13 protein-coding genes are annotated in these 13656 nt (G+C 60.2%); 9 read left to right on the forward strand and 4 right to left on the reverse strand.

What is annotated here, in order from left to right; translation table 11 throughout:
• Positions 1-253: 253 nt before the first annotated feature.
• The 5 genes from H3028_RS18375 (at position 254) to H3028_RS18395 (ending at position 5452) form a co-directional block, all read left to right on the forward strand.
• Positions 254-1168 (forward strand): LysR family transcriptional regulator, encoded by a 915-nt coding sequence (locus H3028_RS18375; protein WP_258237847.1) that lies wholly within the window; start codon positions 254-256, stop codon positions 1166-1168.
• Between the two features lie 468 nt (positions 1169-1636).
• Positions 1637-2641, forward strand: coding sequence for a TRAP transporter substrate-binding protein (locus tag H3028_RS18380; RefSeq protein WP_181298669.1), 1005 nt, complete (start codon positions 1637-1639; stop codon positions 2639-2641).
• A 52-nt stretch (positions 2642-2693) separates the two neighbouring features.
• On the forward strand, positions 2694-3200 hold the full coding sequence (locus H3028_RS18385; protein WP_181298670.1) for a TRAP transporter small permease: 507 nt from the start codon (positions 2694-2696) through the stop codon (positions 3198-3200).
• A gap of 10 nt (positions 3201-3210) precedes the next feature.
• Entirely contained in the window at positions 3211-4473 is a 1263-nt protein-coding gene (locus H3028_RS18390; protein ID WP_181298671.1) for a TRAP transporter large permease, read from the forward strand.
• A gap of 166 nt (positions 4474-4639) precedes the next feature.
• The gene (locus H3028_RS18395; RefSeq protein ID WP_181298672.1) at positions 4640-5452 is read left to right on the forward strand and encodes a class II aldolase/adducin family protein; all 813 of its coding nucleotides are present in this window, start codon (positions 4640-4642) and stop codon (positions 5450-5452) included.
• Between the two features lie 93 nt (positions 5453-5545).
• On the opposite strand, the gene H3028_RS18400 is transcribed toward H3028_RS18395, so the two are convergent.
• The 3 genes from H3028_RS18400 to H3028_RS18410 all read right to left on the reverse strand — a co-directional run bounded on the left by H3028_RS18400 (position 5546) and on the right by H3028_RS18410 (position 7541).
• Positions 5546-6541, reverse strand: a complete 996-nt coding sequence (locus H3028_RS18400) for an LLM class flavin-dependent oxidoreductase (protein ID WP_181298673.1) — start codon at positions 6539-6541, stop codon at positions 5546-5548.
• 41 nt (positions 6542-6582) lie between these two features.
• Entirely contained in the window at positions 6583-6993 is a 411-nt protein-coding gene (locus H3028_RS18405) for a hypothetical protein (RefSeq protein ID WP_181298674.1), read from the reverse strand.
• 122 nt (positions 6994-7115) lie between these two features.
• Complete coding sequence (locus H3028_RS18410; RefSeq protein ID WP_181298675.1) at positions 7116-7541, reverse strand: hypothetical protein; 426 nt, start codon at positions 7539-7541, stop codon at positions 7116-7118.
• A gap of 136 nt (positions 7542-7677) precedes the next feature.
• Here H3028_RS18410 and H3028_RS18415 point away from each other — a divergent pair, with 136 nt between their 5' ends.
• The 4 genes from H3028_RS18415 (at position 7678) to H3028_RS18430 (ending at position 13013) form a co-directional block, all read left to right on the forward strand.
• Positions 7678-8736 (forward strand): aminopeptidase, encoded by a 1059-nt coding sequence (locus H3028_RS18415; RefSeq protein WP_181298676.1) that lies wholly within the window; start codon positions 7678-7680, stop codon positions 8734-8736.
• Between the two features lie 246 nt (positions 8737-8982).
• Positions 8983-10158, forward strand: coding sequence for a hypothetical protein (locus H3028_RS18420; protein WP_181298677.1), 1176 nt, complete (start codon positions 8983-8985; stop codon positions 10156-10158).
• Positions 10159-10169: 11 nt separating this feature from the next.
• Positions 10170-10892: a ferritin-like domain-containing protein gene (locus H3028_RS18425; RefSeq protein ID WP_181298678.1), complete on the forward strand. Its 723-nt coding sequence runs from the start codon at positions 10170-10172 to the stop codon at positions 10890-10892.
• Positions 10893-11069: 177 nt separating this feature from the next.
• Entirely contained in the window at positions 11070-13013 is a 1944-nt protein-coding gene (locus H3028_RS18430) for an alkaline phosphatase D family protein (protein ID WP_181298679.1), read from the forward strand.
• On the opposite strand, the gene H3028_RS18435 is transcribed toward H3028_RS18430, so the two are convergent.
• Complete coding sequence (locus H3028_RS18435) at positions 13010-13654, reverse strand: HAD family hydrolase (RefSeq protein WP_181298680.1); 645 nt, start codon at positions 13652-13654, stop codon at positions 13010-13012. The genes H3028_RS18430 and H3028_RS18435 overlap by 4 nt on opposite strands.
• Positions 13655-13656 lie beyond the last annotated feature (2 nt).

Raw genomic sequence — 13656 nt, forward strand, 5'->3', positions numbered from 1 at the left:
ACGATGAGTTGATTCGCCTGCGTCGCTGAGCAGACGGCTGTGCACTGATGGCTATTCAGCGACTGTCCCGCCTACGCTGGCGACTCGCTGAACGTGCAACACTCGACCCTGTTCGGTTAATCGGGCATGTTTGTGGCGATGTACCGTCGGCGCACATCTGGTTCGGATCGCAGCATTGTGAAGGCTCGGTTAATCAGCTATAGAAACCATCGCCAAGTATGGATCGAAGATGAAGGACAACAGACTCCTCGAAATGCGTGTGTTCAAGGTAGTGGTTGACGCCGGGGGGTTTACCGCGGCGGCGCATGTGCTGGGTTTGAGCCAGCCATTCGTCAGTCAGGCTATTACCAGCCTGGAGGCCAGGCTGGGCGTGCGCCTGCTGCACCGTTCCACCCGTGGCAGCCGATTGACCGAAGAGGGTGAACGTTTTCTGGCGTCATGCAACCGCATCTTGGACGAAATCGAGCAAGCCGAAGCTGAGGTTTCAGCCGCCCGCCTGCAAACCAGTGGCGATTTGCGCATCAGTGCACCTATCGCCTTCGGACTGGACCAGATTGTTCCACGTCTGCCGGTTTTTCTCGCAGACCATCCGAGAATGGTGCTGCACCTGGCGCTGTCGGACGCTGTTTCCAACCTAATTGAGGACAACGTCGATGTGGCTATTCGCATGGGGCGGCTGGTCGATTCCTCGCTGAAGAGCCGAAAGCTTTGCGATCTCCAGCGGATCGTCGTGGCTGCTCCAGGATATCTCCAAGCGCATGGCACTCCTCGCAAGCCTGAAGACTTGCGCGATCACAACTGCCTGATGTGGGAGGGTCCGCTCGACCACCTCAATCGCTGGCCATTCCTAAAGAATGGGGAATCTCAGACTTGGCTGGCGAGGGGTAACTTTCGAAGCACCAGCGGTCAGACACTGTTCGAGCTCTGCATGGCCGGTGTCGGCGTAATGCGCCTGGCCGAGCATCTGGCGCTGCCCGCGATCCGCAGCGGTTTGTTGGTTCCGCTTTTGGAAGATCATCAGGCGCGCGATAACACGGCTATCCACGCCGTATTCCTGCCCGAACGCGAGCTGTTGCCGCGAATACGTACCTTCGTGGATTACCTGGTGGAGGTTTTTAAACAGCCGCCATGGTTGTCAGAAGTCGCGATTCATCAGCGCTCGCAATAAATCTTATGGGGTTTCACCGTGTTGACGCCCCCTGAGACGGCCCGATAGATTGCAGGCACACAATAACGAAAGACGCCCCTAACCCCGATTCCTCCAGGGTAGACCTAAGCTGATCGGCCACGCCTTGCATGGGTTGTCGGCAAGCCGGTAGGGAAGCGTCAGCGCGAGGTAACGATATGATCGCAGGCCTGCCCTCGGAGCGCAGACTCCGCCTTGTTCGCCAACCCAGCAGCATCATTCGTCTGTCCTGCCGTACCGGTACGTTGACGACACCGAGTCGGCCATTGAGGGCACGTTAGCCGACCTGCACTGCTTCAGTTCGTCCTCTCGATGCGAGGCAGGGCGGGCCTTCTTTTCATTCCTCTTGTACTGCGCCCGCGGGTCAGCAGATAGCCCACTGCTGCTCACGGTCCCCCTTCGACCGCGAAACGTTTCCAAAAACTTTCCAACAATAAAAAGGAACACGAAATGAAGAACAAGAAAACGTCACCGTTGCTAGCCGCCTTGCTCGGTCTGGTTGTTGCCCTGCCGCTGGGGCACTCACTGGCCAATGCCGCGGAAAACGACGAAGTATTCGAGATCCGCCTCGGCCACACTGGCTCGCCAGATCATCACTTCCAAAAAATCTCCGAACGCTACGCCCAGTTGGTGGATGAACGAACTGGCGGCAAGGTAAAGATCAAGACCTATCCGTCTGACTCTTTGGGCAAGCAGATTGAGCTGGTGGACGGGACTTTCATTGGTACCAACGACATGGTGCTCACCTCCGACGCTGTGCTTTCCAACACCGTGCGGGAGGTCGGAGTCATCAACCTGCCGTTCCTGTTCCGCGACTCTGAACACGTACGCAAGGTGCTCGACGGCGAGATTGGCGATGAACTCTCGGCCAAAGTTGAGCAGCAGGGGGCAGTAGTCATTGGCTGGTGGGAAAACGGCTTCCGCCATATCACCAACTCAAAGCAGCCGATCACCAAACCCGAGGACCTTAACGGCTTGAAGATCCGCGTGCCCGAAGGGCCAGTATTCGTCGAGACGTTCCGCGCGCTGGGTGCCAACGCGACGCCTATTGCCTTCACCGAGCTTTATTCGGCCCTGCAACTGGGGGTAATTGACGGACAGGAAAACCCGCCCGCTCACATCCTCACCCAGAAGTTCTACGAAGTGCAGAAATACGCCTCGAAGACCGGACACATTTATCTGTCATCCCCGGTGCTTATTAACAAAGCATTGCTGGAGCGCATGCCGGCCGAATATCAGAAGGTGATGTTGGATACCGGCAAGGAAATGGCGGGGCAACACACCCGTATGGTGCTCGACGAAGAAGCGTCCCAGTGGCAGCAGATCCAAGAGCTCGGCATGCAGGTCAATGAAGTGGATAAGGCTCCCTTCGTCGAAGCTACCAAGCCGGTCATTGCCAAGTACCGTGACGTATTCGGCGTCGAGCTGATCGACAGCATCGTAGCTACCCAATAACGGTCTTCAGCCGGGCCGACAGGTTCCGCCCGGCTGTATAGGAGGCTGAAAAATGTATATGAAGGCCTTGGCCGTACTCACCAGGTTTATAACCGGCGTCACCGCGCTGGCATTTCTCTCGATGGCAGCTCTCGTCTGCCTGCAGGTGTTCTATCGTTATGTGCTCAACAGTCCACTCACCGGTTCTGAAGAGGCGGCACGGGCGATCCTGATTTACATCGTGATGCTCGGCAGCGCCGTGGCCGTGGGTGACCGGGCGCATATGGCGATCGGATACTTCTATGAGAAGTTCCCGCCATTGCTGCAGAAAATGGCTGCGTTTCTCTACTTCGCATCGATCCTGTTCATCGCCTCGCTGTTCATCATCAAGGGCAACGATTTGGCGCAGCGGACCATGATGCAAACGACCCCGGCGCTACAGATCCCTAAGGGCCTGATCATCTACGCCTTTCCCATCGGCGGCGTGCTGATGTTTCTCTATGCGCTCGCGCCAATGCTGCAGTTGCTGTTCGTATCGAAGGATGCGCCGCCTTCTGTGGTTCAAGACCCTTTGCAGTGAAGGCAAACTTATGGTTATCACACTGTTCCTGGCTTTCTTTGTTCTGATATTTCTCGGCGTGCCGATCGCCTTCGCGTTAGCCTGTGCTTCCATCCTGTCGCTGCTGGTCTTCACCGACATGCCGATGATGCTCATCATCCAGCGCATGTATTCAGGGCTGGACGTGTTCGCGCTGATGGCGATACCGCTGTTCCTGTTTGCCGGTTACCTCATGTCGGAGGCGAAAATCTCGGATCGCCTGGTGGCGCTAGCCTCAGTATTCCTTGGTCGGTTCAAGGGTGGCCTGTCGTTGGTGGCCACCGGTTCGTCAGCTGTATTCGGTGCGATCTCCGGTTCTGCCAATGCCACCACGGCGGCTATCGGCTCGGTAATGATCCCTGAGATGGCCAAGCGGGGATATGACCAGGCTGACTCCGCCGCGGTAGTTGCCGCCTCGGGCATCCTTGGCCTGGTAGTGCCGCCCAGCATCACCATGGTGCTCTATGGCGTGGTTGCCGGCGTATCGATCGGTGATCTGTTCCTCAGCGGAATCATACCGGCGCTGATCATTTCTGCAGGTCTGATGGCGCTGAACTACTACATAGCGCACCGCAAGGGCTATATCGGCAGTGAGCCGATTCCCCGAGACGAGGCGTTGAGGATCTTTCGGGACAGCCTGATCGCTCTAGCCATGCCTTTAATTATTCTGGGTGGCATTTATTCCGGCGCGTTCACTCCGACGGAGTCTGCTGCCGTAGCCAGCGCATATGGTTTGCTAGTTGGTTTTTTCTGGTATCGGAATATGTCTATAAGCAGTGTTTTTACGGTGAGCAAGAAGACCGTAGAAGTTACCGCGACAATTCTGTTCCTGATTGGCACGTCCAATATATTTACCTATATCCTCACTTCGGAGAATGTGCCGCAAACGCTTGCCGCGGGTTTGATCGGTTTATCGGACAGCCCGACGGTCATTCTCTTAATTATTTTGGCGATGCTGCTTGTATTAGGCACATTCCTGGACAACGTGGCGGCCATTATTCTGATCACGCCTACCTTGATGCCGGTAGTCAGTGCCATGGGCATCGACCCGATATTCTTTGGGGTATTCATCGTAATTGCGGTCGCGGTTGGGCAGATCACTCCCCCTGTTGGGTTAAACCTGTTTATCGCAACGAACCTTACCAACAGGAGCTTCGAGGATGTTTGTCGAAGTACTGTCCCGTATTTGCTGTTATATGCCGCGTTATTGGTGTTTTTTATCTTAGTGCCCGGTCTCCTTTCGGTATTCGGCTAAGCAATTTGGCTCATTAGGACTCATGGCGTGCGTTTATATTAATTGCTAATAATAGTTATATGAGCGCACCTGTTGATGCTGGCTCCAGGTCGGATTAAGTTTGAGCTTCCCGGTGTTTTTCTTTAAAGAATTCGGGTTCTAATTAAGCGAATTTAGAGGTGGTGCGATGTTTGATTTAGGTGACCGGGTTTCAATTTATCAGCCGGAGCAGAAGGGCCTAAAGTTCCCGGAAATGCCAAGGTTTAGCAACCTTGCCGACGAACGCCAACACCGCAAGGAGCGTCTGGTGGCCGCCTGCCGGGCCTTTGCGCTGCATGGGCTGGACTACGGGTTCGCAGGGCATCTCACCGTTCGTGATCCAGAGCGGCCGCAGCTCTACTGGACCAACCCGATGGCGGTGCATTTCGCCCAGGTGAAGGTCTCCAACCTGATCCTCGTCGACCATGAGGGCATGGTGGTGGAAGGTGAATATGCGGTGAACCGTGCGGGGTTCATCCTGCACGCCAATGTCCACGAAGCCCATCCGGACATCATCGCCATGTGTCATGCGCATAGCGTGTATGGAACGGCCTTCGCGGCGCTTGGGAGGCCGATCGAGCCCGTCACTCAGGATGCCTGCGCCTTTTTCGAAGATCACGTCATCATCGGTGATGAGGCGGGTGCGGTAGCGGTGGAAAACTACGCGGGGTCCAACGTGGCGAAGGCCTTCAAGGGCGTCAAAGCGGCGATCCATCAGAATCACGGGTTGCTTACCGCTAGCCGTCATAGCATCGAATCGGCGGCCTTTTGGTTCATAGCTCTGGAGCGTTGCTGCCAACAGCAGTTGCTGATCGAGGCGACGGGCATCAAGCCGACGTATGTGACGCCCGACCGGGCGCGCTACAGCCGCGAGCATGTCGGTAGCGAATATATCGGTTGGCTGCATTTCCAGCCCATCTGGGAGCAGCTGGTTCAGGATAGCCCGGACATGTTTGACTGACCGTAGTAGCACGGCTCGCTGATAAGTGATCGGGCGCTTCGGCGCCCGTTTTTTGCTGATCGCGTTCTTTTACTACCTGTGTTCAGGCCGCCACTAGCGCAGCCCGGCGAGGATCTCGAAGGCGTAGTGGCGGTCGGCGGTTTCGTAAAAATCACAGGTGAACATCAACTCGTCGGCCTGGGTCTGGTCCAGCAGGATCTCCAGCCGCGCGCGGATCTTCTCCGGCCCGCCGATCAGTGCCATGCCGAGAAAGTTGCCTACTGCGTCCTGCTCATGCGGCAGCCATTTGCCTTGCATGCTTTCCACGGGCGGCACCAGCACCAGGCTCTGGCCCCGGATCAGCGCCAGGATGCGTTGGTATGCCGTGGTTGCCAGGTACTCGGCTTGCTCGTCGGTGTCGGCGGTCATCAACGGCACACCGAGCATCACGTAAGGCTTGTCGAGCACCTCGGAGGGGCGGAAATTCTCGCGGTACAGGCGAATCGCCTCATGGGCGTAGCGCGGCGCGAAATGCGAGGCGAAGGCGTAGGGCAGGCCCTTGGCCGCCGCCAACTGAGCACTGAATAAGCTGGAGCCGAGCAGCCAGATCGGCACGTTGCTGCCGACGCCGGGCATGGCGATTACCCGTTGGTTGCGCTGGCGGGGGCCGAGAAGCAACTGCAATTCCTCTACATCCGCCGGGAAGTCATCGGCGCTGCCCATGCGGTCGCGGCGCAGTGCGTGGGCGGTGAACTGATCGGCACCCGGTGCGCGACCCAGGCCAAGGTCGATACGCCCAGGATAGAGCGCTTCCAGCGTACCGAACTGCTCGGCGATCACCAACGGCGCATGGTTGGGCAGCATTACCCCACCGGCGCCCAGCCGAATCCGCGACGTGCCGGCCGCCAGGTAGCCGATCAATACCGATGTGGCGGCGCTGGCGATGCCGTCCATGTTGTGGTGTTCGGCCACCCAGAAGCGCTCGAAGCCGAGCTTTTCGACATGCTGCGCCAGCGCCAGGGAGTTGCGCAGGGCGAGGCCGGCGTCGGCGTCATCACGGATCGGAGCCAGGTCGAGGGTGGAAAAGCGGGTGTGTTCGATACGGGACATCGTTTATCTCTCCGTTGGCCGCAGCGGCTGACACGGGCGACTCAGTGGCAGTGCTCAGCATCGGCGCGCGCCAGCACGTTGCGCTGTTCGTCGTACAGCCAGCCCTGTGGCGTGAAGCCCAGCGAGCGCGCCTGAAACAGATAGCGCCGCCCGGCTTTAAAATCGTCATAGCGGATGACCATGGTACAGCGCAGATACTGAGTGTCGCCGAACTCGCCTAATCCGCCGCTGCTGATTTCGAATTCGTAACGCGCCTCGAGTTCATGCGCGCCCGGGCTGACCTGGAAAAAACGGCCGTCCGGCGTGCGTTTGTTATCCAGCCGGTCGGACATGAAGATGTCGCTCGGCTGCGCGCTCATATCGACCCAGGCCATGTTCGGATCGGGCACGGGCAGCGGGCCGGCACAGCCGGTCAGGCCAGCGGCCAGGAGCAGGGCAAATAGCAGGCGCATGACGGATTCCTCGACAGGCCGCAGTCAGCCCAGTGCTGTCGCGGTGTCCTGTTGAGACTGATCCAGCCGCGGCGCTGTTGCAACAGGCCCGACCGGCGGCAGCTAAAGCGGGCTCCGGCGCGTCAGCGAGTTGCGACACCACCGCAGCCGCGCTCGCTGGCTCGGGCCAGCAGCTGATCATGCTGGTCATAGAGCCGCGCCCACGGGCGGAAGCCATAGCCGCCGGCGACCAGGCGGTAGCGCGCACCGGCATCGAAGCTGTCGTAATCCAAGGTCAGGCGGCAATTGCGCTCCAGCGCTTCGCTGTCACCACCTACGTTGGCCGCGCCCACCTCGAAGCGATAGTGCATGCCCAGCTGGTGGCTGCCGGGTGTCACCTGGAAGTAGCGATGGTCGTTCAGAGGGCGTTGGTCCACCGCAACGGCTTTCAATTCGGTTTCATCGCGCGGGACCAACTCGATCCAGGCCTGGTTCGGGTCTGGCTGGGGCATCCATAGGGCGCAGCCGCCGAGGGTGGACAGCGCAAGAGCAAGCATCAGGGTTCGCATGGATAGATCTCCGGCCGCTGGCTGGGCGGTCTGCTGCAAGGGCACGGGTGCCTTCAGTGGTTGGGCGGGCTTCGATGTCGTTGTAGGCTCAGCGCACCGACCGTTCGGGTCTTCAAATGCGAGCAGGCGTTTGTTCATGTCGAAGCTGAAAACCGCCCTAGTCGACAACCGCGGCGGGCGTTGGGTTCCATTGCTGCTGGCGGTTGGTCTGACTGGATGCAGCACCTATTACGGGCAGTTGGCGGTCGGTCAGCTGGAGCTGCTGCGCCTGCGCGAGCCCATCGCCACGATCATCGAGAGCCCCCGAACCGATCCTCAGCTGCGTCAGCGGCTCGGCCTCGCCCTGCAGGCCAGACGCTTCGCCAGCACTACATTGGCATTGCCGGACAACGACAGTTATCGCGTTTACGTCGATATCCAGCGGCCCTTCGTGGTGTGGAATCTGTTCGCCACCGAGGCGTTCTCCGTGGCGCCGCTGAATCACTGTTTTCCGATCGCCGGTTGTGTGGCCTATCGCGGTTACTACCAACAGGGGCGCGCCCGTGGAGCGGCAGCGATGCTCAGGAGCGAAGGCTATGACACCCTGGTGACCGGCGTGCAGGCCTACTCGACGCTGGGCTGGTTCGATGACCCACTGCTCAGCTCCATGCTGCGCTGGGAGGATGAGCGTTTGGCCGGACTGATCTTTCACGAGCTGGCGCATCAGCGGCTCTACATTGCCGGCGATACCGCATTTAACGAGTCGTATGCATCCTTCGTCGAGCGTGAGGGGTTGCGCCAGTGGCGTACCAGCCGTGGTCTGCCGCCGGTCGATGAGACGGCGCAGCGACGCTATGCCGAACTCAGCGGTTTGATGCTCGATACCCGCGAACGGCTGGCCGAGCTGTATGCCTCGGACCTGGACGAAGCGGCCATGCGCGCCGCCAAGCGCGCCGAGTTCATGCGGTTGCGCCAGGCCTACCGCCAGCTGCGTGACGGCGCGTGGAAGGGTGATCACCGTTTCGACCGCTGGATGGCCCAGCCACTGAACAACGCCAGCCTTCTGCCATTCGGCCTTTATGATCGCTGGGTGCCGGCTTTCGCGGCATTGTTCGAGCAGGTCGGCGGGGAATGGCTGCTTTTCCATGCTCGGGTTGAAGCCCTGGGTCGCCTGCCTGCCGACGAGCGGGCGCAGCAGCTCGAAGTGTTTCGCTGAGCCTTCGGCCGCTTCGTTTAAAGCTAGCCGTGACAAGGCATGGCGGTAATTCCTAAAGATCGGATGGCGTCCTGTTCGAAGGGGTTGGCCACGCCACTTATCGACTTCCGGCTTTTTCAAGCCACAAACCATGGAATTGTTTTCCCTTTGCCCCCGTCCATTTTTTAGGACGTCAGCCTAGCTGACCCGTGATTGAGCCGTACGCGCTCAAACGTCCACCTAAAAAAGCCGTTCAATGGAGGCTCCATGGACAATCTATCCGGCATTCTCGATAACAAGGGCACGCCGCTCGAAAAACAGAAGTTCACGTGGAAGGAAATGGCGGGCAAACCGATCAGCAAGCTCGATGACGACGCCTTTACCCGGGTGCGGATCATCCTGATGAACGGTGTCGAAACCGATGCGCTGCGCCTCAAGCATGGCATCGCCCGCATCACCGGCCAGCTACGTGGCCCGCTTGCTGAGATTCGTCGCGTCGAGCAGCACCAGGCCACCATGGTCAATTGGCTGATTTCCGCCGACCATTCTCCGCTGGAAACCACCGTTGCCTATGAGCAGGTGGCTATCGAGGTGACCGCTGCGGTCGCTCAGAACGAGCCCGATCCCTACCAGGCGCAGACCTACCGCTTTGGCCTGCTGGAAGATTTCGACCACCTGTACCGTTACTCAGCCATGCTCGATCGCCTCGAGGGCAAGGATGCGAACAACATCCTGCAGGGCTACACCGACATCGTGCCGGGTCGGCAGACGTCCGAGCACCACCGCCATCCAACGAATGACCTGCGTGATAGCTACGAGAAGGAGCAGGCGGATCTCATCACCAAGATCCACTGCGCGTTGATCACCGCGGCCGAGTTCCAGACCCACGACTACTACATGAACGTCGGCCCGCTATTCGCCGACCCGCTGGCACGCCAGCTCTATGCCGAGATCGCCTCGGTGGAAGAGCAGCATGTGACCCAGTACGGCTCGCTCGCCGATCCGCAGGAATCCTTCATGGAGAAGTGGCTAGTCCACGAGGCCATGGAGGTCTATGCCTACGCCAGCTGTGCCGAGCAGGAAACCAATCCGCGAATCAAGGCCATGTGGGAGCGCTTCCTCGATTACGAGCTCGGCCATCTGACCGTCGCCTGCGAGCATTTCAAGAACATCGAGCGCCGCGACCCAGCGGAAATTCTGGGAGGCCCGTTGCCAAAAATGATCGAATTCAAGAGCCAGCGCGAGTTCGTCCGCCAGGTTCTGGCCGCCGAAGTCAACCTGCGCACCAGCGGCACCCAGTACGTCGACAAGAGCGAAGAGCCACAGAACTCGCTTGATTACCGCGCCCACCTCAACTCCGAAGGCATTGCGTCGAACATCGTCTCGGCGGGTTATCAGTGGGCACCGGGTGGCGAACTCATGCGTATGCGCAAGGTATCTTGAGGAGAACGAACATGGCGACTTCAGCGAAATTGGGCAGCAATGTCACCGGCGTACAGATGTCCCCAAAAGACACCAAGAGCCTGCTCGACGCCGTCAACGAGATTCATCCGGACGTCCCGGGCGACTCCAAGGGCATCATGCTCGAGCGCGCCACCCGTGCCGGGGAGGCCGACCGCATCGGTTCGGTGCCGGTCCCCGGTTCAGCCAAGGGCATGCTCAAGTCCACCTTCGACATGGCGCTGGGCAAAAGCCCGGAGTTACTGGTCGACAAGCTGGGTGAACGTCTGGCGTTCGAGCGCAGCGGTGTGCGTCTATACGACGCGATGATCGCCAAGGCGAAGGCACTAGGCCCGGCGGATTCCGACATGGTCCAGGTACTTCAGCACATCCGTGATGAAGAATTCGAGCACATGAACCTGGTCGCCGAGGCGATTGAGACGCTGGGTGCAGACCCCACTGCGCAAACCCCTTGCGCCGATATCGTCGGGGTCAAGTCGATCGGCGTGATGCAGGTGCTGACCGATCCACGCACCAACGTCGCGCAGGGCTTGAATGCCTTGTTGACGGTCGAACTCGAGGATAACGCCGCTTGGGAACTGCTCATCGAGCTGGCCGAAGCGGGCGGCCATCCGAAGATCGCCAAGGGGTTCCATAAGGCGAAGGACCAGGAAGACGACCACCTCATCAAGGTCAAGACGCTGATGCGTCGGGATCTGATCGTCCAAATCAAATAGACACGCGTGCGCTTCAACCTTTTGGCGTGCCTTCGGGCGCGCTTTTTTTTGAGCGGTTTTCTATCTTGAGCTGGCCTATCGGGACCATTCGCGGGCAGCGCTGGAAGCATCAGGCGTAGGCGTACCGGCGGGGTTCGTTACACTCTGGCCCTGTTCACTCCGCCCAAGAGCCGTTGCATGACCAACTCTGTGCCTTCCGATGCGCTTTCGTCCTTACCCGTTGTACTTGCTGGCCCGCTGCTGCGCAGGCTGGAGGCCGGACGGCTGGTGCTCTGGCTGGTGGCGAGTGAGCCGTTGACGGTGCGCCTGATGCTGCAGCCTGAGGGCGAAGCGCCGCGTTCGGTCGAGCTGAACGGCGAGGCTTGCCGTCAGCTGCGTATCGGCACCTCGGCCTGGTTGCACCTGATCGATGTGCGCCTCGACAAACCGCTGCCCGTCGATCGGCTGATCGAATATGACCTGCTGATTGTGCGCAATGGCCTCGAACAGGGCGTGGCTGCATGGTCACCGCACCTGATCCACAAGGGTGCGGGTCGCCCGGCTTTTGTCGTGCGGTCGCGCTATGACGATCTGCTGCACGGCTCTTGCCGCAAGCCACATCATCCGGCGGCGGACGGGCTGGTGTTGGTCGATGCGCTGGTCGCCCAAGCGCGTCAAACCCCCGGGCAATGGCCGGCCGCGCTGTTAATGACCGGCGACCAGATCTACGCAGACGATGTCGCCGGGCCAACCCTGGTGGCCATTCACGCGCTGGTCCGTCGTCTTGGTCTGTACGGCGAATGCCTGGAAGGGGCGGTAGTCGCCGACAGTGATGAGCTCATGGCCCATCCGGCCACCTACTACCGGCGCGAGCAGCTGCTGCCGGCTTTCAAATCCAACGCGGCTCTGCGCGAACGCTTCTTCGGTGGGGTCGAGAAGCCGGTGTTCACCACGTCCAACGCGCACAACCATCTGGTGTCGCTGGGCGAGGTGCTGGCGATGTACCTGCTGGTCTGGTCGCCAGTGCCCTGGACGTTGATCGAACAGCAGGCGCCGACATTGGACAAGGCAATGGCCCAGCGCTACGCGCGCGAAGCTGCGTGCATCGAAGCGTTCCGAACGGGGCTGCCGCAGGTGGCGCGGGCGCTGGCGCACTTGCCGTCGCTGATGATTTTCGACGATCACGACATCACGGATGACTGGAACCTCAGCGCGCGCTGGGAGCAAACCGCCTATGGTCATCCCTTCTCGCGACGCATCGTCGGCAATGCGCTGCTCGGCTATCTGCTGTGTCAGGCGTGGGGCAATGATCCCGACGCCTGTGCCGCGCCGTTGCAGGCGGTTGAGGCGTTGCTGGTCAGTGGACAGGATGGGCAACTTGATTGCGCCCTGCACGACCACGTGGTGGACGAGCTGTTGCAGCATGGCAACTGGGGCTATGTGCTGCCCAGCGAACCGGCGCTGGTGGTGCTTGATACCCGCACCCGACGCTGGCGCAGCGAGGGCAACCTGAGTCGGCCTTCAGGCCTGATGGATTGGGAAGCGCTCACCGATCTGCAGCAGCACATACTGGATCATCGCTCGGTGGTCATCGTTTCGCCGGCGCCGATGTTCGGGGTGAAGCTGATCGAGACAGTACAGCGCGTGTTCAGCTGGGCCGGGCTGTCGTTATTGGTCGATGCGGAGAACTGGATGGCCCATCGCGGCGCCGCGCAGGTCATGCTCAACATTTTTCGTCATACCCGTACGCCGGGTAACTACGTGATCCTCTCCGGCGATGTGCACTACTCCTTCGCATATGAGGTGCGGATTCGCGGCCGTGCGGAAGGGCCCAGGCTCTGGCAGGTTACCAGCAGCGGGGTGAAGAATGAGTTTCCGCGGCGTCTGCTGGACATGTTCGATCGGCTCAACCGCTGGCTGTATTCCCCGCGCTCGCCGTTGAACTGGTTCACCAAACGCCGCCGCGTGCGGGTCCAGCCGTGGCTGCCAAGCCGCAGCCGATCCGGTGAGCGTTTGTGGAACGGCGCAGGTATCGGTCGCGTCCGGCTCGACGCCGAGGGTCGCCCGGCGCGCGTGGAGCAGATCAACGCCGACGGCTCGCCCCCGGTGACCTTCGCCCCCGAGCGCGACCAGACGCGTTAGCTGAACGCTGCCCGCAGCGCCGGCAGTGTCGCGTAGTAGTACGCCGGCGACTCGGCCATCAGCTCGGCGTGGCTGCCAAAGCCGTAACCCACCGCTGCCGCTTGCAGGCCGTTGCTGCGCGCGCCGATCAGGTCGTGCTTACGGTCGCCAACCATTAGCGTGCGCTCGGGGTCCAGTCCTTCCTCCGCGAGTAGATGGGCGATCAGCTCGACCTTGTTGGTGCGGGTGCCGTCCAGCTCGCTGCCGTAAATCACCTTGAAGTGATGGTCGAAGGCGAAATGCCGCGCGATCTCGCGGGCGAAAACCGAGGGCTTCGACGTCGCCACATAGAGCGTGCGGCCTTGAGCGCGAAGGTGCTCCAGCATGTCCAGTACGCCGTCGAACAGCAGGTTTTCGTACAACCCGACCGTCTTGAAGCGCTCGCGGTAATGGCCGACCGCTTCCCACGCCCGCGGCTCGTCGAAGCCGTAGAACTCCATGAACGCCTGCAGCAGCGGCGGCCCGATGAAGGGTTCGAGTTTGGTCAGATCCGGCTCGTCGATCCCCAGCCGCGCCAACGCATGCTGGATCGAGCGGGTAATGCCTTCGCGTGGGTCGGTGAGCGTGCCGTCGAGGTCGAACAGGATGGTGGAGTGGTGCATAT

Origin of the sequence: Pseudomonas sp. Q2-TVG4-2 (assembly GCF_013620795.1) — a bacterium.
Taxonomy (GTDB): Bacteria; Pseudomonadota; Gammaproteobacteria; order Pseudomonadales; family Pseudomonadaceae; genus Stutzerimonas.